We start from the raw sequence: 22465 nt of genomic DNA, 5'->3' as shown, positions 1-22465 counted from the left end.
GATGAAATCCACCTCGAAGATGCCGCACGACCCTTCCATCACAGAGCAGTCCGGTGCATGGCGCGCCGTCGCTGAGCTCTATCACGCCTACTTCACGGGCATCGTGCTTTTCGCCGTGTCTCGACTTGGCACGGCCAAAGCGGAGGAGCTGGTCCATGAGATTTTCTGCCGCCAACGGCGTGAGCGGTTTCTGCCAGGGCTGAAGAAGCTCGGCATCGACCAGCTGCCGCCCGCCGTCGCTGCCGCGCAGTACCACTACCTCTCGAACCACATCGGCGGCGTCTCCGTGGAGTTCATGCCCGAGACCGAACGCAAGGCCTGGATCCGGTACGCCGCGCCGCGGTGGATCTGGGCGGACACCGCGCTGTGCGGCATTCCGCCCGAAGTCTCCAGGGCGATGCTCCTGGGCTGGCACGCCCAGAACGGCACCATGTTGAACAACCCGCGCCTGGGTTTCGTGTGCACCAAACAGACGGTCGATGGCCAATCGGGCCTCGAGGGCTACTACTTCGAGTACGACCGCGACCTGGCGCCGCACGAGCGGCTGCGCTTCGCCCGGCACGAGGATGCACCGGACTTCGATCCCCAGAAGGCGCCGAAGCTGCCGACCCAGACCTGGCCCCAAGAACGCCTGGACAAAGCGCATCGCAACTACGCGATGGAGTACGTGCGCTCCGCGTTCCCCACCGCGCTCGCCTTGTGGGGACCCGACGAGGCCTCTTCGCGCCTTCGATTGGCGGCCAAGATGATCGGCATGCAGTTCTACCACGCGACCTCGCGCCGGCTCGGCGAGGACTTCGGGACGGACGCCGCTGGCTTTGGCCGCTTCCTCCAGTCGATCGCGCTCGCTCACGGTGACAGCGCCGATCTGACCCGCACCGGCGGTGGCTGGGAGGTGAGGCAGCAAGGCTGGGCATTCCGCGAAGGGGTGGCCGAGTGGGACCCCGGCCTGGACCTCGCCTGGAATGGCCTTTTCGAAGGGGCCTTGCAAGCCCACAACCGCCGGCTCTCCCTGGGTTTCGCGCACCAGGAAATCCATGGCGGGCACGAGCTGCGCTGGAGCATCCAGGAATGACGACACACACCGAGAACACTTCGCAACCCGGATTGGGCGCGCTGGCGGGACTGAAGGTGGTCGATGCGGCGCGCGTGCTCGCCGGCCCTTTTGCGGGGCAGATCCTGGGGGACCACGGCGCGGACGTGCTCAAGATCGAGAGTCCGGAAGGCGACGAGTGCCGCGGTTTCGGCCCTCCCTTTGTCAACGGGCACTCGGCCTACTTCAACGCCGTCAACCGCAACAAGCGCAGCGTCGTGCTGGACCTGGGAAAGGCGGAGGAACGGGATCGCCTCTACGCCATGTTGGAGACGGCCGACGTCCTGCTCGAGAACTTCAAGCTCAGCACGCTGCAATCCTGGGGCATTCCCAACGTCCAATGGTTCACCGAGCGCTACCCGCGCCTGATCCACTGCCGCATCACGGGCTTCGGCGATACCGGACCCTACGGCGGGCTGCCAGGCTACGACGCCGCCGTGCAGGCGATGGCGGGGCTGCTCTCGATCAATGGCGACCAAGGCGCTGAGCCGGTGCGCATCGGCGTGCCCGTCGTCGACCTCACCACCGGCATGAATGCGGCGATGGCGGTCTTGCTGGCCCTGCAGGCCCGCGCCCGGACGGGCCGGGGCCAGATGGCGGACGTCAGTCTCTACGACTGCGCGGTGTCGGTGGCGCACCCCTTCCTGAGCAACTACCTCCATTCGGGCAAGGTGCCGGGCCCAACGGGCAACCGGCACGCCAATATCGTGCCCTACAACGTGTACAAGACGGCCTCCTACCCCCTGTTCATCGCCGTGGCGAACGACCGGCTGTTCGCGAAGCTGTGCACGCATCTGCAGACGCCCCACCTGCCCACGGACCCGCGTTTCGCGACGAACACGCTGCGGGTCGAGAACCGCGAGGCGCTCGAAGTGGCGTTGTCCCGGGCTTTTTCCAAGGTGGATGGTGACGAGTTCGGCAAGCGGTTGCTGGCGGACGGCGTGCCGGCCGCCCCGATTCTGGACATCGCCAGCGTTGCGGCCTCCGAGCACGCCCAGTACCGGCAGATGGTGGTTCGCCAACCCGACTATGTCGGTCCCGGCATTCCGATCAAGCTCTCCGACACGCCAGGGAGCATTCGCAAGGGGACGCCCCCTCTGGGAAGCACGACGCTGGAGCCCGATGCCGACCCGTTCGACCAGGCCTGATGCTGTCCGCGCCCGTAGTAGGATCGACGATCCTGCGCGCGTGGAGAGAGGGCATTTCGTGGAACTTCCGGACAACATCATGGGTTGGGTGGATACCGACTACGAGTCGATGCCGGCGACGCAACTGGCCCTGCTCGATGCGGCGGCGAGGGCCTTCACGAACTTCGGATTTGCGGCCGCGTCCATCGATGTCATCGCGGCCCAGATCGGTGCCACGAAGGGCAGCGTCTACTACCACTACCGCAGCAAGGCCGACCTGTTCTTTGCCGTGCACAAACGTGCGATGGTGCTGAACCTGCGCGCGCAGTTGCCGGTGGTGCAGGACCAGTCGCTGGACCCTGTCCAGAAGCTGCAAAGCATGTCCTATCGGCATGCGATGGTGATGATGGAGCACTTGCACTACCAGCGGGTCACCGTCCAGGGCGTGGAGCTTCACCAGTCCACCACGACCAGCGCTTCGGAGAGGGAGGCTCTGAAGGAAGTCGTTGCGATGCGCGATGCCTACGAGCACCTGTTCGAGAACGTGCTTCGGGAAGGCATCGCGGCCGGAAGTCTTGCGGCCGTGGAGCCCTCGCTGGCCTCCAAGGGCATTCTGGGTTCGCTGAACTGGATCACGGTCTGGTACCGGCCCCGAAAAGGCGACACGTTCTCTTCGCGGCACCGAATCGCCGAGCAGCTCGCCAGGCAGGTCACCCATGGCGTGTCGCGCGAGGCCCCGCCGCTGGTGGGCGCGGTGACCGCGCGACCGCACGGCCAGCAGGCCGACAGCAACGGTTGAACGGCGCCGCATCCCACCGCTCAGGTCGGCCTGGTCGGCCCCCCAACACGAACATCGGCGCAGCGAGACCGAAGACTCAGGCAGACAGCATGTCGATCAACCAAGACGTGCCAGGATCATCGGCGAACGACCGGCCCATCGCGATCTGATGCCGGAAGGGCTCCAAGGCGAATGGCACGGCCTGCAGGGACCAACGCGCTTCCTGCCGTGCGATGAGGTCTTTCGGCACGGTCAGGATCAAGTCGGTCGATGGAAGCAGGCGCAGTGCCGCCTCGAAATGAGCGGCGACAAGCCGAATGTTCCGCTCCTGCCCCAAGCGGCTCAGCGTCTGGTCGATGACCCCGAAGGACCCGGGCTGCACCAGCACCTGCAAGTGCTCCGCCGCCAGATACCGATCCAAGGTGAGTCGGCGCTTGAAGGCGGGATGGCCCGCGCGCGCGACGCAGACATAGGGAACCTCCCTCAGGGTCTTCACGGCGATGGCATCGTCGGCGCTGTTGAGCACACCCAATGCCAGATCCAGCGCCCCGGATCGGATCATGTCCGCCGCGTGCGTTCGCCCCACGTGCGTCAGTTGAATGCGCACGAAAGGCGCCTGCGCAAGGATGCGGCCAAGCACGGGTTCGAGGATCGCGACGGCGGCGTGGTCCGAGCAACCGATCTGATAGTGCCGCCGGGAGCGCGCGGGATCGAATGCGCTGGACATCGCAAACACCCGCTGAGCCCGCACCAGAATCGCCCGGACTTCCTGCTGCAAGGCCACGGCCTTGGGCGTGGGCACCATGGCGTGCCCGCGCCGGACAACGATCTGGTCGCCGCAGGCCTGGCGCAAACGCGTCAGCGCATGGCTCACCGCCGGTTGGGTCAATGCCAGGCGGTCCGCCGCGCGCGAGACGCTGCGTTCGCTGAGCACCGCATCGAATACCACCAACAGGTTGAGATCGAGCCGTCGAAGGTCCATGAATCCATTATGCATTCCATTCATTGATGAAGATGGAAAAGCATCATTGGACCGTATTCTCCGAAATATCTACATTGGCTGCACCTTCTGAAGAAGGTCTATTCATGGTGCGCATGAATATCAGACCAACACCCATCCTGGAGACAAGCAGCCATGAACCGCAAGACCCACCCTCCATCGCCAGCGGCGGCGAAAGGCAGGCGCAGCCTGGCCACCGTGTTCTGCACAGCCGTGCTGTGCGCACTGCTGGGTGGCCACGCGCAGGCCGCCGATTGGCCCGATCGCCCCATTCGCATCGTGGTGCCGTTCGGCGCGGGCGGCAGCACCGATGCGCTCGCCCGCATCCTGGCAGAGAAGCTGGGTGGGCTCGTCGGACAGACCGTCGTCATTGAAAACCGCGCGGGCGCGGCCGGCGCCATCGGCGCACAGGCCGTGTCCAAGGCCGCGCCCGATGGCACCACGTTCCTGCTGGCGACAAGCAGCACCCATGCGGTGCTGCCCCACCTGCGCCCGCTGCCCTACGACGCGATCAAGGACTTCACCGCGATCGCGCGCATCGCCTCGGCGCCCAACGTGCTCATGGTCAGTCCTGCACTCAAGGTCGCCACCGTCAAGGATCTGGCGCAACTGGCGGCCTCCCGCGAAGGCGGACTGACCTACTCGTCCAGCGGGAGTGGCACCGTCACGCACCTCATCGCGGCGGACTTTGTCCAGCGCGCGGGCATCCGCGCTCGGCACATTCCCTACAAGACCGGCATTCAAGCCCTGCCCGAGCTCAACAGCGGACAGATCGACTTCACCTTCGACAGCATCGTCTGGGCCCTGCCCCAGGCGCAGGCCGGCAAGATCAAGGCCTTGGCCATCGGCAGCCCGGAACGATCGCCGTTGGCCCCCGATCTGCCGACGATGCGTGAGGCGGGATTCGCGGGTTTCGACGGCACGACGTGGTTCGCGCTCATGGGGCCGGCGGGGATCCCCCCGAAGATCGTGGCGGAGCTCAATCGCCACATCAACGCGGCGCTGCGCGACCCCGACCTGCGAGCCCAGTTTGAACGCCAGGGCGCCGAGGCTTTGGGCGGCACGCCGCAGGACCTGGAGAAGCTCGTTCGGGATGATGGCAGCCGATGGGCCAAGGTCATCACCACGGGCAACATCAAGATCGAACAGTGAAAAAGAAGGTACCGCTCAAGCCATGACCACACCAAGCACGTCCATGCCCCTCCACTTCCGCGATCTGGTCGCCAGCGAACGCCCGCTGGTGCTCCCCGGAGCCCACGATGCGATCTCCGCCCTGCTCATCCAGCAGGCGGGCTTCAAAGCCTACTTCATTGGCGGTTTCCCCCTGGTCGGCGCTCGATTCGGCCTGCCCGACATCGGCCTGGCCACGCTGGGGGAAATCGGTGCGGGCGTGCGCGACATCCTCGCGGTGTCCGACCTGCCCGTGCTGGTGGACGTCGACAACGGCTACGGCGACGTCAAGAACGTGGTTCATGCGGTGCACACCTACGAGAAGATGGGCGCCCAGGCCCTGTTCTTTGAAGACCAGGTCTCTCCCAAGCGGTGTGGCCACATCGCCGGCAAGGAGCTCCTGCCCTGCGAGGAAATGGAGCGCCGCATCCGCGCCGCCGCGGAGCAACGCCGCGACCCCCGCACCTTCATCATTGCCCGCACCGATGCCCGCGAGGTCTACGGCATGGACGAGGCCTTGCGACGCGGCGAACGCTACGCCCAGGCGGGTGCCGACGGCCTGTTCATCGAAGCCCCCGAGTCGGTGGAAGAACTCGCGCTCATTGGCCGACGCCTGGCAGGCGTGCCCCTGATGGCCAACATGCTCGAAGGGGGGCGCACCCCGATCCTGCGCCCGCAGGAACTGGAAGATCTCGGGTTCCGCATCGTCATCTACGGCATTTCGCTCTTGATGCGCAGCGTGCGCGTCATGCAGGAAAGCCTTGCCGACATCCGCAGCGGCGAGCTGAGGCTGGTGGGCACCGGCGTTGGGTTCGAGGAGTACAAGACGATCGTCGGGTTCGATCGCTGGTCGAACATCGAATCCCGGTACGGCGGATAAAGAAGACGGCGGTCCACAAGCAGAAGGCGATCATGATTTTTGTTTTTCACTTGCTGGATCGGCCCGGCGCTGCGGCGCTTCGTGAGGCGATGCGGCCATCGCACAAGGCGTACCTGGCCCAGGTGGCCGATCGCATCGCATTTGCGGGCCCCCTGACAAGTGACGAGGGTGCCGCCATGGTGGGCAGCCTGCTGGCCATCGACTTCGAGAGTCGCGAGGAAGCGATGCGCTGGCAGCGCAACGAGCCGTTCACCCAGGCGGGCCTCTACGCAAGCGCATCGGTCCATGCGTTCGACAACCTGTGGCCGCAGCGGTGTGGCTATCCCCCTTTGGGTTGAACCCCTGAGGCGCGCTACCAATCGGCACGCGGCGTCTTGTGGACCAGCTGAAGGAAGTGCGCCGCCTGCTCGGACATGGGGCGGTCACTTCGCGTGACGCTGCCGTAGGAGGCCAGGCGGTTGCGCATCCTGTACTTCACGATCCCCAACATCCCCTTCTTCGAGAAGCCTTTCGCGACCGACTGCGGCAAGGCCGAAATCATCTGTGTGCGGGAGATGAGATGCACGGTGATCAACGTGGACGACGTTTCAAGAAGCCCGCGCGGAAGCGCGGCATGGTGTTCCCTGAACTCCTGAGCGACGACCTCCCTCATGGGTGAGCCTTCCTGCTGGAACACCCAGGGAAACTGGCTGATCTGTTCAAACGAGGGGTTGCGCACCTTCGCCAGCGGATGGCCCGGCGCGCACACCACGGCGATGTCCTCCTCCGCCAGCGGCCGAAAGATGTACGCACCGCCGCCGGGGGGAACACGGCCGATGACCGCATCGAGTTCCCCGTCGTCCAGCCGACCCATCAGCTCATCGCTGGTCCCAACCGCGATGTTGATGGACAGCAGCGGAAGATCGCGCATCAGCTTTTCGATGGCGCCGGTGAGGTAGGTGGGCGACGCGGCCATGATGCTGCCCACCGACACCCTGCCCGAACTCCCCAGCTTCAGCTCATGCAATTCGCGGTGGAGTTGTTCCAGCGTGCCGCGCATGCCGCGAAAACTCAGCAACGCGCACCGCCCGGCCGCGTTCATCTGAATCGTCCGTCCCACACGTTCAAAGAGCTGCTGCCCCAGAGACTGCTCCAGCTCATGGAGCATCTTGGTGGCCGCGGGTTGTGTCATCCCCAAGGAGGATGCCGCCGCACCCAAGGTCCGATGCTCATCGATGGCCAGCAGAAGGGCGAGTTGCCGCATCCGCAAGCGGTTCATCAGCAGTTCAATCTGCTTGTGGTCGGACATCTTCCTCATAGCCACCAGTTATCAGACAATCAATTATTTTCATTTTACGGGCATCAATGAGAAACCGATGATGCCCATCGAAAGAGACACACCCGAGTGGGTGAAGGAGACAAGGAATGGCTTTCATGAAAACTGGCCGGGCACACCGTCGATGCGTTCTCGCGATGGCGGTCACCCTGGTCGTCGGCACCGCGCTGGCGCAAGACAAGTACCCGTCCCGCGCGATCCGGATCGTGGTGGGCTCGGAGGCCGGCAGCGCGCCGGACACGCTGGCCCGAGCCGTGGCCAACGAGATGGCGCCGCTGCTGGGCCAGGCGGTCGTGGTGGAGAACAAGGCAGGCGCCGCAGGGACGATTGGCGCGGCCCTGGTGGCAGGCTCCCCGGCCGATGGCCACACCTTGCTCATGGGCACCGTGTCGAACGTCGCGCTGGCGCCCTCCTTCTACCCGGTCAAGTACGACCCGAACAAGAGCTTCACGCCCATCGGCATGGTGGCCTCCGTTCCTCTGGTGCTGGTGACGTCCCCGAACCTGGGCGCCGCCACCTTTGCGCAACTCAAGGAGAAAGCCCGGCAGAGCCCCGCCGGGCAGTTGACATACGCCTCTCCAGGCGTGGGTGGTCCGCAGCACCTGGCGGGCGTCCTGCTGCAACGATCGATGGGGGCCGAAATGCTGCACGTGCCCTACAAGAGCGGCGGCGCGGCCATGGTCGGGGTGTCCGCGGGCGACGTGAACATGGCGTTTGCCGGCATCCCCGCCGCGGCGGCATTGGCCCAATCCAAACGGGTTCATGCCCTGTTCGTGACATCCGAGAAGCGTTCATCGGCGCTGCCTGAGGTGCCGTCGGCGGCGGAGGCCGGCCTGCCCGACTTTGTCATCGACAACTGGCACGCGCTCTTCGCCCCGGCCAACCTGCCCTCGCCCATCCGCGCCGTGCTGGAAGCCGCGCTGCAGAAATCGCTGCAGGTGCCCGCGGTGGTGAGCCAGTTCCAGAAAGGCGGCGCGGAGGCGGCGCCAGGCACCGGGGCGCAGCTGGGTGCGATGGTGGCCTCGGAAACCCTGCGCTGGTCCAAAGTCGTCACCGACAACAAACTCAAGGCCGAGTGATGACCGAACCGAATTTGCTCATCATCATGGACGACGAGCACAACAAGAAGGTGCTCGGCTACAACGGCCACCCCCTGGTGAAGACCCCGAACCTGGATCGGCTCGCCAGAGGCGGAACGGTCTACGAGAACGCCTACTCCAGCTCGCCCATCTGCGTCCCCGCCCGTGCGGTGTTCGCAACCGGCCAATACGTCCACGACAACCGATGCTGGGACAACGCGATCGCCTACAACGGCGACATGCCGAGCTGGTCGCACCTGCTGCGCGATGCCGGCCATACCGTCACGTCCATCGGGAAGCTGCACTACACCGGTGACGACGTCGACGGCGGATTCACCGAGCAGATCATTCCGATGCACATCGAAGCCGGTGTGGGTGATCTGTACGGCTTGATCCGGTCCCCCTTGCCGACCCGCCATCAATCCGCCGATCTGGCGCGCAGCATCGGCCCTGGTGAAAGCAGCTACACGCGCTACGACCGGGACATCACCACCCGGACGATCGATTGGTTGCGCACCACGGGGCGCCGCGCCCACGACAAGCCGTGGGTCTTGTACGCGTCGTTCATGTCGCCTCACTCGCCCCTGATCGCGCCACCCGAGTACTTTGCGATGTACCCCGTCAGCGGGATTCAGGTACCCACCAAGCGCGTTCCACTGCACCCGTGGATCAAGGCCTGGAATGACTGCTACGGATTCGATTCGTACTTCGAAAGCGACGAGAGAAGGCGCGTGGCCATTGCGTCCTACCTGGGTCTTTGCTCCTTCCTCGATGCGAACGTCGGGAAGATCCTCCACGCACTGGAGGAAACGGGCCTGGCTCACAACACGCGCGTGGTCTTTCTTTCCGACCACGGGGACAACCTGGGTTCCCGCGCCCTGTGGGGAAAATCGACCATGTACGAGGAGTCCGCTGGCGTCCCCCTGATCTCATCGGGGCCGGGTGTCGCCGCGGGCCGCAGGGTCAAGACGCCCGTCTCCCATGTGGACTTCTTCCCCTCCATCCTGCAATGCGTGGGCCAGGAAGGCCTGGTTCCGGCGCACCTGCCCGGCCGCTCGATTTTCGACATCGCGGATGCGCCCTGCGACGCGCAGCGCATCGTGTTCAGCGAGTACCACGCGGCCGGCGGGGTGAGCGCGGCGTACATGCTGCGCCAGGGCCGATACAAGTACATCCACTACACGGGGTTTGATCCCGAGCTGTTCGATCTGGAGGCCGATCCCGAAGAGGTGATGGACCTCGGGACATCGCCGTCCATGGCGGCGGTGCTCGCGGGGTTCAGGCAAGCGCTGGACGCCATCTGCGATCCGCAGGCCACGGACCTGGCGGCCAAGCGGGACCAGCAAGCGCTCATCGAGGCCCACGGTGGCGCGGAAAAGATTCTGGCCAGAGGCGGCAGCAGCTACACGCCCATCCCCGGCGAGCCCGTGCAACTCATCGGCAACCAGGCCTGAGGTCCACGTTGGCCGCCACGGATCAGGCGCGCATCCACTGGAGGCCCGGCGAGGTGCCGTTGGCCACGGCACCTCGGCGAGGCCTGTACTCGCAACCGATCCAGCCGTCCCACTGCCCTGCCGCGACCATCTCGTCGATCAGATCGAACAGGTAGGCAAAGTTCACTTCGCCGATGTCGGGTTCATGGCGTTGCGGCACGCCGGCGATCTGCAGGTGGCCCACGCGCCCGGTCGGCAGGTACTGGCGCAGCTTCATGGCCAGATCGCCTTCGACGATCTGGCAGTGATACAGGTCCATCTGCACCTTGAGGTTCGACAGCCCGATCGTTTCGACGATCTGGTGCGCGTGATCCTGGCGGTTCAGGAAGAAGCGGGGAATGTCCCGTGGGTTGATGGGCTCGATGAGCACGTCGCGCCCCACCTGGGCCGCCTGTTCGGCGGCCCAGCGCAGGTTGTCCAGGTAGACCGACTGCACATCTTCGCGCCGTGCGCCCTCGGGCATCAGGCCGGCCATCGCATGCAACCGGGGACAGTCCAGCGCCGCCGCGTATTCGAGGGCCTGGTGCACACCCGCCCGGAACTCGGCCTGGCGGCCGGGCAGCGAGGCCAGGCCGCGCTCGCCCGCGTCCCAGTGGCCGGGCGGCATGTTGAAGAGAACCTGTTGAAGCCCGTTGGCCTTCAATCGGGCGGCCAGTTCCTGCACGGGGTAGGCATACGGGAAAAGGTACTCGACCGCCTGGAATCCGTCTTTCGCGGCGGCTTCGAATCGGTCCAGAAATTCGAGCTCTGGGTAGAGCATGGAGAGGTTGGCGGCAAAACGGGGCATGGGGTCGGACTCCTACCAGCGGGCGCCAAATTGGCGGCGCAGTTCTTCGATGTGTGAGGCGTCGAGCGGCGCCGCGTGGGCGCCAGCCAACTGAAACAGCCGGGCCGTTTCCTCCAGCTCTTCCAGCGCCGCCATGGCGGCCCCGGGCGTGTCGTGCCAGACATTGGGGCCCAGCCGGGACAGCATCACGGCGCGGATCGGCGTGCCGAGCGCGCCATAGCGCGCAATGACCCGAGCGACCTCATCGGCGGCCTCAGGTGCGCCCGGGCGGCGGTAGTCGATCACCGGCACATGGCCCACCTTCATCACGAAGTACGGTGTGAGCGCCGGCAGCAGTTCGGGCGACGGTCTGTGCAGCGTCAGGGCCACGCAGTGGGTGGAATGCGTGTGGATGACGCATTGCGTGCCGGCATCGAACACGGTGGCCGCCTGGTAGATGCTCGCATGCAGCGCGATGGTCTTGCTGGCGCGGTCGCCGCTGACTTGCCGCAGGTTCCCATCGAGCCGCGCCAGCCGCGCCGGATCCAGAAAGCCCAGGCAGGCGTCAGACGGCGTGATCAGGAACCCGTCGTCCAGGCGCACGCTGATGTTGCCGGCCGTGGCATGAACGTACCCGCGCTCGAACAGGCTGGCGCCGATGCGGCAGATCTCCTCCCGCGCGTTGGCTTCGTTCATGCCAGCACCTGGAAGGCCTTGGTGAAGAAATCCTCGCTGCCGAAGTTACCGGACTTCAGTGTGAGATGCAGGCCCACGCCGTCATCGCTTGTCGCATGGCACCAGGGCACCCCGGGGTCGATCTGCGGCCCGATCTGCATCTGGACAATGCCGAGCGCCTGCACGCAGGCGCCGGAGGTTTCGCCACCGGCCACGACCAGCTGCCGCACACCCAGCGAGACCAGCCGCCGCGCGATGCCGGCGATGCATTGTTCGACCAACGCGCCCGCCTCCATGCCGCCGAGCCTGCGCTGGGTGGTGGCCACCGAGTCGGGGGCCGCCGTGGAGTACAGCAGCACGGGCCCGGCGCCTTGCGCCAGCAGCGGCGCGGCCCAGTCGAGCGCGGCGCCTTCCACGTCTTCACCGGCCGCGATGCGCAGGGGGTCCAGCGCGAAGGCAGGTTGACCCGCCGCGATGAAATGCGCCACCTGCTGGTTGGTGGCCTGAGAGCAGCTGCCGGACACGATGGCCCGCAACCCTGCCGCCGCGGGCAGCGCACTGGCCTGGGCCGATGGCGCCAGCCCATGGTTGGGCGGCAGGCCGATGGCCACGCCGGACCCGGCGGTGAGCAGCGGCAGATCCGCCAGCGCAGGCCCCAGGCGAAGGAGATCGTCGTTGGACAAGGCGTCGACCACCGCGATGCCCACCCCGCCGCGCCTGAGCGCCTCGATCCTGGTGCGCACGGCTTCGGCGCCCGCCGCCACGGTGCGGTAGTCGATCAGCCCCACCGTGCGGCGGCACTGCGCCTGCAGCACCCGCACCAGGTTGGCATCGGTCATCGGCGTGAGCGGGTGGTTTTTCATGCCGCTGTCGCTCAGCAGCGCGTCACCGACAAACAGATGGCCTTTGAAAACCGTCCGTCCGTTGTCCGGGAACGCCGGTGTGGCGATGGTGAAATCGCAGCCCATGGCGTCCATGAGCGCGTCCGTCACCGGTCCGATGTTGCCCTCGGGTGTGCTGTCGAAGGTCGAGCAGTACTTGAAGTAGATCTGGCCCGCGCCTTGCGCATGGAGCCAGCGCCAGGCCGCCAGCGACTGCTCGATGGCCTCGCGCGCCGGAACCGTTCGGGACTTGAGCGCGATCACCACCGCATCCACCTCGGCGCCGAGCGGCCCGGCAGGCACGCCAATGGTCTGAACCACCCGCATGCCGGCGCGCACCAGGTTGTTCGCCAGATCGCTCGCCCCGGTGAAATCGTCTGCGATGCAGCCCAGCAAGAGCGTCATGACGGGCTGACCGGCAGTTCGATGCCGGGAAAGATCTTGATCACGGCGCTGTCGTCCTCTCTCGCGAAACCGGCGGTCGAGGCTTGCATGAACATCTGGTGCGCGGTCGAGGACAGCGGCAGGGGAAACTTGCTGGAGCGGGCCATGTCCAGCACCAGGCCGAGGTCCTTCACGAAGATGTCGACCGCCGACAACGGCGTGTAGTCGCCCGCGAGCACATGGGCCATGCGGTTCTCGAACATCCAGCTGTTGCCCGCGCTGTGCGTGATGACCTCGTACAGCGCGTCGGGATCCACGCCTTCCCGCAGCCCCAGCGCCATGGCTTCGGCCGCCGCGGCGATGTGCACCCCCGCCAGGAGCTGGTTGATGACCTTGACCTTGCTGCCCGCGCCGGCACGGTTCCCCAGGCGGTACACCTTGCCCGCGATCGCGTCGAGCACGGCATCCGCCTTGGCATAGGCTTCGGGCCGGGCCGAGGTCATCATGGTCATTTCGCCGCTGGCGGCCTTGGCCGCACCACCGGAGATGGGGGCGTCGATGTAAAGGATGCCGCTGCGCGCCAGACGCTCCTCGAAATCCTGCGAGACCTTGGGGTCCACGGTGGAGCACATGACAAAGACACTGCCGGCCTTCATGGTGGCCGCCACCCCGTCGGCCCCGAACAGGACGCTCTCGGTCTGCGCGGCGTTGACGACGACCGAGATCACCACGTCGCTGGCGGCCCCCAGTTCGGCCAGCGTCGCGCAAGCGGTGCCACCGTCGCTGGCGAACGCCAGCGCCACGTCCGAGCGCACATCAAACACCTGCAGCGCGAAGCCCGCGCGGCGAAGCGACTTCGCCATGCCAAGGCCCATCGCGCCCAGTCCCACCACGCCAACATGGCTCATTTCAGTTCTTTCAGAAGGGTTCAAGTCAGGAAATCGACGACGGCATCGCTGTTCGTCAACATCATCAGATGACCGCCCGGCGCCTGGATCACAGGCCATCCCGCGGCGCTCGCCACGGCGGCGTACCGGAGATAGGGCTGTGGGTTCCGGTCACTGGCCAGCAGATACCGCCCGGGAAAGGCGGTCACGTCGGCCTGGGGCACGGTGACGGGTTCCGAGAAGGTGCGAAACGGCTGCGGTGTGAGCTGGCGGGCCACCGCCTGCGCCATCTCCGGCGAGGGCAGTTGAAACTGCGCGACGTCGGGCAATGGCATCCACCAACCTTCGCCCTGCGTGGCGGCGGCCTTGACATAGCGCTCGGCCGCCTCGGGCGTGGTGAGTTCCAGCATGGCCTGGCCCGGCGTGGGAATCACGGCTTCCAGCCAGGCGATCTCGGCCAGGCGCGAACCCAGGCGGTGCAGCAGGGCCGGGCCGAGCAGGCCGGCATAGGAATGCAGCACCAGGGTCACGTGTTGCAGGTCAAGCGCTTCGATGAGCTGCGCCACATCGTTCACATGGGTGTCGGCGCTGATCTCGCGGCTGAGTTCGGCGCGCCGATGGGCCAGGCCGCTCAGCGTGGGCGCGAAGGTCCGGCGCCCACGCTGCTCCAGCTTGCGGGCGACTTCCTGCCAGCACCAGCCACCGTGCCATGCACCGTGCACCAACACCACGGGGCCTTCGTGCGTCGATTGCATGGGCGTCACGACCTCGCGATCAGACATCCTGAGCCTGCGCGGCCATGCCATCGGGGCTGAAACCCGCCCCCACGGCCTTGGCCTTCTCGGCCAGCGCGGCGTCCCACTTGACCCGGCCCGGCGTCTTGCCCCCCAGGATGGAGACCAGCATGCCACCGGTCACCGGGTCTTCACCGTCCAGGCTGCGGAACGCGCGGTGGACGAAGGGCGGTACGCTGATGGTGTCGCGTGGACCCAGCGTGACGGTATGCGTCTTGCCCGTGGCGCCATCGATCCAGTCGACCTCCCAGCGACCGGCCTGCACGACGAACACCTCTTCGCTGTCGTGCCAGTGCATGGCCGCGCCGCAGCCTTGGGGAGCCACGATGTAGTCCACGTGGAAGTTCTCGGCGGCGGCGATGCTGGGCTTGAAGTTCGGGTCGTCGGTGACACCGGACCCGATCACGCTGTACAGCGTGCGCTCGTGGCCCTTGACGTAGGTGTCGACGAAGGCGCGCGGGCTGGCGGGAATGCCGCCCCAGCGGGCCACGCGCCTGGCCATCTCTTCCGGAGAAAGGGCTTGGGAGGGAGCGACGTACTCGTCCCAGGAATCGATCAATGCTTGTCTGTCCATGGTGAGGTCCTTCAAGGTTTTTGGGCTGTCAACCTTTGACGGCGCCCGCAGTCAGACCGGTGATGATCTGTTTGGCGGCGACGAAGGTGAAGATGAGCGGAGGCAGTGCGATGAGCACGCCCGCGGCCATGATCTTTCCCCACTCCACGCCGGTGTCGGTGATGTAGTTGGAGATGGACGCTGGCAGCGTTCGCGTGATCCGGTTGGTCAGGATGAAGCTCAGGATGAACTCGTTCCAGGCCAGGCGGAAGGTGAAGATGGCCGCCGCCGCCAGACCGGGCTTGAGCAAGGGCAGGACGATCTTGTAGAACACCTTGAAGGGGCCGCAACCATCGATGGCCGCGGCCTCCTCCAGTTCGATGGGCAGCTGGTCGATGAACCCATACAGCAGCCAAATCGTGAACGGCAGGTTCAGCGCGACATACACAAGCACCACCCCGGACAGCGTGTCACCGATGCCCCAGGCGGACCAGATGACGAACACCGGCACCGCCAGCACGGCCGGCGGCAGCGTGCGCAGGATCAGCGTCGAATAGCTCAGCGGCTCGCGGCCCAGGAATCGGAAGCGGGCCATGGCGTAGGCGCACATCGTGCCCAGCATCAGCGTGATCAGCGTCGCCGCCAGGGACACCTTCAGGCTGTTGAGCATGTAGCGCTCGATGTGGTTGTCCTGAACCACCGAACGGTAGTTGTCCAGCGTGGGCGCGAACAGCCACGACCACTGGGTGTCGAAGATCTGCGCCTCGGTTTTCAACGACGTCATCGTCATGATGACCAGCGGCAGAAGACACGAGGTGGCCAGCAGCGTCAACATCAGGTAGTGCAGCGGGGAACCGCGCGGCACTGTTTCGGGATTGCTCATCGACGGGCCTTGGTTTTCAGCGGATTGGAGATCAACAGGATGGCGATGGACAAAGCCGAGACGATGACCAGCAGGAGAATCGACAACGCCGAGGAATAGCCCAGCTTCTGGCTGATGAAGGCCGCCTTGAAGATGTGCAGCGAGAACAGCTCGGTGCTCAGGCCAGGGCCGCCGAAGGTCATGACGTAGATCACCTCCAGGCCCCGGAATCCGTCGATCATTCGCGCCAGCAGCGTCACGATCAGGATGGGTTTGAGGATCGGCAGCTTCACCCGGACGATCTGTTGCCACCAGTTCGCGCCGTCGATGCGCGCCGCTTCCATGACGCTTTCATCCAGGCCCTGCAGCCCGGCCAGCACCATGATGAGCACGAAGGGCGTCCATTGCCAGATGTCGGTGACCACCATGGCCGTGAACGCCAGCACGGGATCGGCCAGCCAGGCCTGGGGCGAAAGCCCCATCCACGAGACAGCATGGTTGACGGGCCCGAAGTTGGCATCGAACAGGTAGCGCCAGATGAGGCCCACGCAGATCGGCGCGATCATCATGGGCAACACGAAGATCGTGCGGAAGAAGCGCATGCCGCGCACCGGCTTCTCCAGGAACAGCGCGAGCGCGACACCCAGCACGAGCTCCGCGGACACCGCGATCAGCACGAAGGCGACGGTGACGCCCATCGACGTCCACACCTGCTCGGACTTCAGCATCTCGACAAAGGCATCCAGGCCGACGAACCTGGCGGTCTCGAAGTCGGTGCCCAGCGACCAGTCGTAGAAGCTGAGCTGCACCGCGCTCAGGATCGGGTACATCAACCCCGCCAGCATGACCAGCACGGCCGGCAGGATGTAGATGTAAGGCGTCAGTCGCGCCAGGCGAGCGGATGTCATCGGGCGCCTGCCTCAGCTCTTGAGCCAGCCGCCCTGGCGCACGGCGTCCTCGGCCGCTTTCACGGCGGCATCCAGCGCCTGCTTGGCGGGCTTGCGGCCGGTGATGACGTCCGGCAGGGCCTGCCCGATGATCTGCTGGCTGATGTGGTCCCACTCGGGGATCAGCGGCCGCCAGTCCGGGTTGGCGATCTTCAGGGACTCGCGCAGCGCCGGCAGCTCCAGGGCGTACTTCTTGCCGACGTCCGCGTTGTCCAGCGTGCTCCAGCGGTTGATGTTGCCACCCGACATCGCGATCTTGAGATCCGCCTGCTTGCTGGTCATCCATTGCATGAAGAGGAAGGCCGCGTCCTTGTTGCGGGCGTTCTTCGGGATGGCCATGGCGAAGCCGCCGCTCTGAGCGGAATGCTGGGTGCCCTTGGGGTGCACGGCGTAGCCGACCTTGCCGGCGATGCGGCTCTTCGCCGGGTCCTGCACGGGCCCCATGATGGCGACCGAATCGAGGTACATCGCGGCCTGGCCCTGCAGGAAGGCGTTCTGCATTTCGCCGAAGCCGTAGCTCGGGATGCCGGCGGGACCGGTGTCCACGATTTCCTTGAGGATCTCGGCGGCGCGCACGCCTTGCGCGTTGTTGAACGCGGCCCGCCAGTTGCTGTCGAACACCTCACCGCCATGGGGCGTCAGGTGCAGCAGCCAGGCGGCGGTCACCTGATGCCCGGTCTGCCCGCGCGAGGTGAGACCACCGATGCCTTCCTTGTCCTTGATGACGCGGCAAGCCGCCAGCAGGTCGTTGTAGGTTTTCGGCACCGCGATCTTGTGCTTTTCCAGGATGTCCGTGCGGTACGCCAGCACGCCAGTCTCGGCCCCGAACGGAATGCCATAGGGCCGGGCACCGGGTCCGGGCAGGTACATCTTGGGCCCGCCCACCAACGCGTTCGTTTCCCAGTACTTTCCGATGATGTCTTTCTGGTCCCAGCCGGGGTCGGCCAGGGCCTTGTTGGCGAAGTAGCCGTCCAGCGGCTCCAGCAGGTCCTTCTTGACGTATTCGGTCTTCCACATCACGACGTAGACCGCCACGTCGTAGTCGCCGTTGCCCCGCTTGCCCATCTCGAGGACCTGCTTGTCCTTCATGCGCAGGTACTGCATCTTGTCGCGCTCGACCTTGATCCCGGTCTCGGCCGTGAATTCGGCGAACAGCTTCTCGGCCTGGTCGTAATGGGGATGCGCCGGGTAGTTGACGACGATGGTCTGGCCCTTGTACTTGGCGTAGCGGTCCTGTGCCAGCGTGTGCACCCAGGGTCCCAGGGCCGCGCTTGCGGCGGCCCCTTGAAGCAGTTGACGTCTTTTCATGCTGGTGTCTCCGGTTGGTTGAATCAAAGGCCGAGGGATCGGCCGTGCTCGCCCGGTTCAAAGGCGTAGAGGCTTTCGAGCGAAACATGGACAGGAACCGTCTGACCGATGAGCCCCATGTGATTGCCCGGCGCGGTCAAGGTGACGGCCTCGTCCTGGAGCGAACCGCTGAGCACGCTCTCGGTGCCCAGGTACTCGCAGACATGGACCCGCAGGGAGAATCCCAGGCCCTGATCGCTGGCACCGAGCCGGATGGACTGGGGGCGGATGCCCAGCACGACCGGCTGGCCGACGAAGCCTTGCGCCGCGGCCACCATGGCCCCGGGCACCTCGCCGCCGAAACCGGCGCCCTCGAAGCGCAGTTGTCCGTCGATGCGCCTGACCGTGGCGTTCAGGAAGTTCATGGTCGGACTGCCGATGAAACCCGCCACGAAGCGGTTGAGCGGGCGGTTGAAGACCTCGTCGGGACTTCCCATCTGCTGGATGCACCCCTGGTCCATCACCACGATGCGATCGGCCAGCGTCATCGCCTCGATCTGGTCGTGCGTGACATACACCGTCGTCTTGCCGAGCCGGCGGTGCAACATCGCGATTTCGATGCGCATGTGGCCACGCAGCTTGGCATCCAGGTTGGACAGCGGCTCGTCGAACAGAAAGACCTTGGGCTCGCGCACGATCGCGCGCCCCATGGCCACCCGCTGGCGTTGGCCGCCGGAGAGCTCCTTGGGCTTGCGGCCCAGCAGGTGCTGGATGTTCAGCACCTGGGCCGCCGCGTCCACCCGCTGCGCGATAACGGACTTCGGCGTGCCGGCCAGCTCCAGCGCAAAGCTCATGTTCTGCGCGACGTCCATGTGCGGATACAGCGCGTAGTTCTGGAACACCATGGCGATGTCGCGGTCGGCGGGCGTGGCGGCGGTCACATCGCGGCCATCGATCAGGATGCGCCCCGACGTGGGCGACTCCAGGCCGGCAATCATGCGCAAGGTGGTCGACTTGCCACAGCCCGACGCCCCCACCAGCACGATGAATTCGCCGGCGGCGGCGCTCAGGTCCATTTCCTGGACCACCTGGACATCACCAAAACGTTTGGCGATTTTTTGAAGTTGCAAATAGGACATCAGTGCGCAGCGGGTCGGGTCGAGGGGCCGGCCAGCGTGAGCTCGGCCGAGTGAAAGGTGAGTTCGATCTTCAGCCCCACCGGGTCGTGCAGAAACACCTGGTGCAAGGGCATGCCGGGCACGGGCGCCTCCATCCAGTCGACGTCTTGCGCCGCCAGGTGCTCGCGGGTTTCCTTCAGCCCCGTGGCGCGCAACGAGACGTGATTGAGCTTGCCGGTGGGCAAGGCGCCGCAAGGTTCGGATTCACCCGGAGGCGCGTTGCCGGCGAGATGCACCAGGGCCTGCTGGTCCGCGTACAGCCAGTGCCCAGGGAACGGAAACGCCGGGCGATCGCCCTCACGCAGCCCGAGCACGCGGACGTAGAAATCCCGCAATTCCGGCAGCCGGTCCTCGTGCACGCGCAGGGTGAAATGGTCGATGTGCTGGATGTGCATGTCACACCTCGCGGGATATTGATATGGTCATCATATGACTTTGGACCGCCATCGACATCATGGTTATCCCTTAGTCGAGCTTAGGGGGACGCGTCGGGCGCCAGGCCGCTCATCAGCACCCGGGCCAACACGGCGCCCTCCTGGCGCCAGAACGCGGGGTCGGCTTCCTCGATGCGGCGGATGGCGTTGTTCATGTGGTCGAAGGCGGCCGCCCGGGCCGCGGCGGGGTCGCTGGCCTCGATGGCCGCCAGAATGGCCTGATGCTCTTCCTTCACCTGGCGCGCGAAATCGCCGCGCCGGGCCTCGTTGGCGCGTGTCACGCGCGTGGCCCCATGGAGGAACCGGCTGAGGTACTGCAGCGTGCTCAGAAGAAAGGGGTTGCTCGCCGCATCGGCGATGGCGCGGTGAAACGCGACGTCTTCCTGCACCCCGTCGCCGCCCGCCTCCACCGCCTTGTCCAGGGTCGCGATGGCCTGCCGGATCTGCCGGACGTCCGCCGCCGTGCGGCGCTGCGCCGCCAGGCCGGCCACCTCGGCTTCCAGCGCGCGTCGGACTTCGACCATCTGAATGACCGCTTCTTTCGACACCGCATAGCTCGCGTCGAAGCTCAGCGGCGGAATGGTGGCCTCCAGCACATACACACCACTGCCCTGGCGCGAATCCACCAGGCCCACCGACTTCATGCGCGACACCGCCTCACGCACGACGGTGCGACTGACGGAGAACTGCTCCGCCAGTTCGGGCTCGGTCGGCAGCTTGTCGCCGGGGCGCAGCCGCCCCGAACGGATTTCCGCCGTCAACGCATCGGCCACCCGCTCGGAAAGCCGGGCACTGGGTGCGATGGCGGGAAAGTGCGGCGTGACGGACATAATGGGCCTCCAATATTCATACTACGACTTTATCGCATGGGCCGAACTTTAACCCCCGATCTCCTCGCCGCGTTGCAATATTGGGGGCCTCGCTGGCACCTGGACATCACGGCCGGGCGGGACGCCATGTTCGAAGCGTGGGCACCGCTGCTGCGCGCCAACGCCATCGAACCCACCTTGAGGGACGTGCCGTACGGGCCGCACGCGCGCCAGGTGCTCGATGTGTTCGCACCGCAGGGCGCGAGCGACCTGCCCATTCTGGTGTTCGTTCATGGCGGGGCGTTCGTGCGCGGCGACAAGGACCAGACGCCCTGGATCCATGCCAACGTCCCCGCGGAGTTCGCCAGACAGGGTTTTCTGGCGTTCAACGTCGAATACCGCCTCGCCCCGCAGGCCAGCTGGCCGGCGGGGGCGCAAGACGTCCGGGACGCGCTCCTGTGGATCGCCCGGCATGCCGGGCAGTGGGGAGGCGACCCGAAACGGATCTTCCTGATGGGGCACTCCGCGGCCTGCGCCCACTGCGCCAGCGCGGTCTGGGACGACCGGGTGCGGCCGCCGGAGGGACTGCCCGTCGCCGGCCTCGTGCTGCTGAGCCCGCGCGTGGTGGCCGACACCCGCGCCGACAACCCCAACGCCCACGGCGTGCGCGCGTACTACGGCGAGGACCCATCCCTGTACGCGGGGCGCGAGCCGATCGGCCTGGCGCGGCCGGACGCGCCGCCCACCCTGATCGCCCTGGCCCAGTACGAGAACCCGTTGCTGGATTTTTATGCGCTCGATCTGGCGCACCGCCTGGCGACGGTGGCGGACCGCCAAAAGGGCCCCATGCCCCGCGTCATCCAGCTCATGGACCACAACCACGTCAGCGCCGTGGCCCAGTTCAACACCGCCTGCAACGATCTGGGGGAGCAGATCCGCGACTGGTTCGAGCGTGTTCTTCGGGGCGACTACGGCGCGCGCAAGCCCCTCAGCGCCTGAGCGCCGGCGCTGACGGGGTGAGGCCCTCGACCGCCGTGGCCTGATCGCCCTGCCGGCGCGCATACCGCTGCGCCATCACCCCGCACACCATCAGCTGCATCTGGTGAAACACCATCAGCGGCAACACGATCGCGCCCGCCACGGGCGCGGCAAACAGCACGTTGGCCATGGGCACGCCGCTGATCAGGCTCTTGGTCGATCCGCAGAAGACGATGGCGATCTCGTCTTCCTTCGAGAAGCCCAGCCGGCGGCTGCCCCAGACCGTGAGCGTGAGCACCAGCGCCAGCAGCACCGCGCACACGGCCAGCAGGCCCAGCAGGGCCGTCAGCGGCAGTTGCGACCACAACCCGGCGATGACGGCGTGGCTGAACGCCGCGTACACCACCAGCAGGATGGAGCCCTGGTCCACCACTTTCATGATGGAGGCGCGGCGCTGCAGGAAACCCGACACCCAGGGCCGCATCAGATGGCCGGCAATGAAGGGCAGCAGGAGTTGCACGCTGATGCGGCCCACGGCCTGCAAGGGATCGCCCATGGCGGCGTTGTGCGTCAGCAGCAGACCGAGCACGAGGGGCGTGAGAACCACGCCCAGCAAGGTCGAGGCCGAGGCGCTGCAGACGGCCGCGGGAATGTTGCCGCGCGCCATGGAGGCGAACGCGATCGCCGACTGGACCGTGGCGGGCAGCGCGCACAAGTACAGGATGCCCATGTAGAGGTGGGGCGTCACCAGCGGCCGCAACAGCGGCGCCAGCACCCAGCCGAGCAAGGGAAACAGCACGAAGGTGGTGGACACCACCATCAGCTGCAGGCGCCAGTGCCCGATGCCCGCCCAGATGGCCGCTCGCGAGAGCTTCGCTCCGTGCAGAAAGAAAAGCAGGCTCACCGCCACCGTGGTGGCCCAGCTCAGCGCCTGGGCGAACCCGCCTCGGGCCGGCAACAGGCTGGCCAGAACGACGGTCGCAACGAGGTACAGCGTGAAGTTGTCGGGCAGCAGCCGGGAACGGGCCATGGCAGGGGCGCGCGGCGTCGCGCGTGTCAATCGGTGGGACGGCCATTGAACCGCAGCCGCCGACG

At 66.2% G+C, this 22465-nt stretch carries 24 protein-coding genes; 9 read left to right on the top strand and 15 right to left on the bottom strand.

From position 1 onward, the window contains the following. Position 1 precedes the first annotated feature (1 nt). The 3 genes from AC3WPZ_RS09010 to AC3WPZ_RS09000 all read left to right on the top strand — a co-directional run bounded on the left by AC3WPZ_RS09010 (position 2) and on the right by AC3WPZ_RS09000 (position 3019). Positions 2 to 1075: a hypothetical protein gene (locus AC3WPZ_RS09010; protein ID WP_382160781.1), complete on the top strand. Its 1074-nt coding sequence runs from the start codon at positions 2 to 4 to the stop codon at positions 1073 to 1075. Next, complete coding sequence (locus tag AC3WPZ_RS09005) at positions 1072 to 2241, top strand: CaiB/BaiF CoA transferase family protein (RefSeq protein WP_382327247.1); 1170 nt, start codon at positions 1072 to 1074, stop codon at positions 2239 to 2241. Before AC3WPZ_RS09010 ends, AC3WPZ_RS09005 begins: the two co-directional genes overlap by 4 nt. A gap of 79 nt (positions 2242 to 2320) precedes the next feature. Then, positions 2321 to 3019, top strand: a complete 699-nt coding sequence (locus AC3WPZ_RS09000) for a TetR/AcrR family transcriptional regulator (RefSeq protein ID WP_492439274.1) — start codon at positions 2321 to 2323, stop codon at positions 3017 to 3019. Positions 3020 to 3095: 76 nt separating this feature from the next. On the opposite strand, the gene AC3WPZ_RS08995 is transcribed toward AC3WPZ_RS09000, so the two are convergent. Continuing rightward, positions 3096 to 3980, bottom strand: a complete 885-nt coding sequence (locus AC3WPZ_RS08995) for a LysR family transcriptional regulator (protein WP_382323489.1) — start codon at positions 3978 to 3980, stop codon at positions 3096 to 3098. A 153-nt stretch (positions 3981 to 4133) separates the two neighbouring features. On the opposite strand from AC3WPZ_RS08995, the gene AC3WPZ_RS08990 reads away from it, so the two are divergent. Genes AC3WPZ_RS08990 through AC3WPZ_RS08980 form a run of 3 tightly spaced genes read left to right on the top strand, consistent with a single transcriptional unit; the run spans position 4134 to position 6386 of the window. Further along, complete coding sequence (locus AC3WPZ_RS08990) at positions 4134 to 5150, top strand: Bug family tripartite tricarboxylate transporter substrate binding protein (protein ID WP_444688347.1); 1017 nt, start codon at positions 4134 to 4136, stop codon at positions 5148 to 5150. Positions 5151 to 5193: 43 nt separating this feature from the next. Next, on the top strand, positions 5194 to 6048 hold the full coding sequence (locus tag AC3WPZ_RS08985; protein ID WP_444688348.1) for an isocitrate lyase/PEP mutase family protein: 855 nt from the start codon (positions 5194 to 5196) through the stop codon (positions 6046 to 6048). Positions 6049 to 6080: 32 nt separating this feature from the next. Next, positions 6081 to 6386, top strand: a complete 306-nt coding sequence (locus AC3WPZ_RS08980; RefSeq protein WP_382325486.1) for a YciI family protein — start codon at positions 6081 to 6083, stop codon at positions 6384 to 6386. A 14-nt stretch (positions 6387 to 6400) separates the two neighbouring features. Here AC3WPZ_RS08980 and AC3WPZ_RS08975 read toward each other — a convergent pair whose 3' ends face one another. Next, on the bottom strand, positions 6401 to 7336 hold the full coding sequence (locus tag AC3WPZ_RS08975; RefSeq protein ID WP_382327253.1) for a LysR family transcriptional regulator: 936 nt from the start codon (positions 7334 to 7336) through the stop codon (positions 6401 to 6403). 164 nt (positions 7337 to 7500) lie between these two features. On the opposite strand from AC3WPZ_RS08975, the gene AC3WPZ_RS08970 reads away from it, so the two are divergent. Continuing rightward, positions 7501 to 8442: a Bug family tripartite tricarboxylate transporter substrate binding protein gene (locus AC3WPZ_RS08970; RefSeq protein ID WP_444688349.1), complete on the top strand. Its 942-nt coding sequence runs from the start codon at positions 7501 to 7503 to the stop codon at positions 8440 to 8442. Then, a complete protein-coding gene (locus AC3WPZ_RS08965; protein WP_492439254.1) occupies positions 8442 to 9896 on the top strand; it encodes a sulfatase family protein in 1455 nt (484 codons plus the stop codon). Before AC3WPZ_RS08970 ends, AC3WPZ_RS08965 begins: the two co-directional genes overlap by 1 nt. Before the next feature lie 22 nt (positions 9897 to 9918). Here AC3WPZ_RS08965 and otnI read toward each other — a convergent pair whose 3' ends face one another. From otnI to AC3WPZ_RS08905, 12 genes are all read right to left on the bottom strand, one after another. Continuing rightward, the gene (gene otnI, locus AC3WPZ_RS08960; RefSeq protein ID WP_492439252.1) at positions 9919 to 10722 is read right to left on the bottom strand and encodes a 2-oxo-tetronate isomerase; all 804 of its coding nucleotides are present in this window, start codon (positions 10720 to 10722) and stop codon (positions 9919 to 9921) included. Positions 10723 to 10734: 12 nt separating this feature from the next. Beyond that, positions 10735 to 11397: a class II aldolase/adducin family protein gene (locus AC3WPZ_RS08955; protein ID WP_382323484.1), complete on the bottom strand. Its 663-nt coding sequence runs from the start codon at positions 11395 to 11397 to the stop codon at positions 10735 to 10737. Continuing rightward, on the bottom strand, positions 11394 to 12662 hold the full coding sequence (otnK, locus tag AC3WPZ_RS08950; RefSeq protein ID WP_444688351.1) for a 3-oxo-tetronate kinase: 1269 nt from the start codon (positions 12660 to 12662) through the stop codon (positions 11394 to 11396). Before otnK ends, AC3WPZ_RS08955 begins: the two co-directional genes overlap by 4 nt. Then, positions 12659 to 13549: an L-threonate dehydrogenase gene (ltnD, locus tag AC3WPZ_RS08945; protein WP_492439249.1), complete on the bottom strand. Its 891-nt coding sequence runs from the start codon at positions 13547 to 13549 to the stop codon at positions 12659 to 12661. Before ltnD ends, otnK begins: the two co-directional genes overlap by 4 nt. A 20-nt stretch (positions 13550 to 13569) precedes the next feature. Next, positions 13570 to 14283, bottom strand: a complete 714-nt coding sequence (locus AC3WPZ_RS08940) for an alpha/beta fold hydrolase (RefSeq protein ID WP_382323481.1) — start codon at positions 14281 to 14283, stop codon at positions 13570 to 13572. Between the two features lie 19 nt (positions 14284 to 14302). Further along, positions 14303 to 14896 carry a cupin domain-containing protein gene (locus AC3WPZ_RS08935; protein ID WP_382323480.1) on the bottom strand — a complete coding sequence of 198 codons (594 nt, stop codon included), beginning with the start codon at positions 14894 to 14896 and terminating at the stop codon, positions 14303 to 14305. Positions 14897 to 14924: 28 nt separating this feature from the next. Next, on the bottom strand, positions 14925 to 15758 hold the full coding sequence (locus AC3WPZ_RS08930) for a carbohydrate ABC transporter permease (RefSeq protein ID WP_444688352.1): 834 nt from the start codon (positions 15756 to 15758) through the stop codon (positions 14925 to 14927). Beyond that, positions 15755 to 16645: a carbohydrate ABC transporter permease gene (locus tag AC3WPZ_RS08925; RefSeq protein WP_382323478.1), complete on the bottom strand. Its 891-nt coding sequence runs from the start codon at positions 16643 to 16645 to the stop codon at positions 15755 to 15757. The genes AC3WPZ_RS08930 and AC3WPZ_RS08925 overlap by 4 nt, the downstream gene beginning before the upstream one ends. A gap of 12 nt (positions 16646 to 16657) precedes the next feature. After that, entirely contained in the window at positions 16658 to 17992 is a 1335-nt protein-coding gene (locus AC3WPZ_RS08920) for an ABC transporter substrate-binding protein (RefSeq protein ID WP_382327257.1), read from the bottom strand. 23 nt (positions 17993 to 18015) lie between these two features. After that, entirely contained in the window at positions 18016 to 19110 is a 1095-nt protein-coding gene (locus tag AC3WPZ_RS08915) for an ABC transporter ATP-binding protein (RefSeq protein WP_444688353.1), read from the bottom strand. Further along, positions 19110 to 19544: a VOC family protein gene (locus AC3WPZ_RS08910; RefSeq protein WP_382323475.1), complete on the bottom strand. Its 435-nt coding sequence runs from the start codon at positions 19542 to 19544 to the stop codon at positions 19110 to 19112. Before AC3WPZ_RS08910 ends, AC3WPZ_RS08915 begins: the two co-directional genes overlap by 1 nt. An 80-nt stretch (positions 19545 to 19624) precedes the next feature. Beyond that, positions 19625 to 20413: a FadR/GntR family transcriptional regulator gene (locus AC3WPZ_RS08905; RefSeq protein ID WP_382323474.1), complete on the bottom strand. Its 789-nt coding sequence runs from the start codon at positions 20411 to 20413 to the stop codon at positions 19625 to 19627. Positions 20414 to 20539: 126 nt separating this feature from the next. Between AC3WPZ_RS08905 and AC3WPZ_RS08900 the strand changes: the two genes are divergently transcribed. Continuing rightward, complete coding sequence (locus AC3WPZ_RS08900) at positions 20540 to 21391, top strand: alpha/beta hydrolase (protein WP_444688354.1); 852 nt, start codon at positions 20540 to 20542, stop codon at positions 21389 to 21391. On the opposite strand, the gene AC3WPZ_RS08895 is transcribed toward AC3WPZ_RS08900, so the two are convergent. Further along, positions 21381 to 22400: a bile acid:sodium symporter family protein gene (locus AC3WPZ_RS08895; protein WP_382323472.1), complete on the bottom strand. Its 1020-nt coding sequence runs from the start codon at positions 22398 to 22400 to the stop codon at positions 21381 to 21383. The genes AC3WPZ_RS08900 and AC3WPZ_RS08895 overlap by 11 nt on opposite strands. Positions 22401 to 22465 lie beyond the last annotated feature (65 nt).

The sequence above is a fragment of the Hydrogenophaga sp. FW305-3-2-15-A-LB1 genome, from assembly GCF_058787875.1.
Note: the sequence above shows the minus strand (reverse complement) of the source record. Positions and strands in the feature narration are given on the sequence as shown.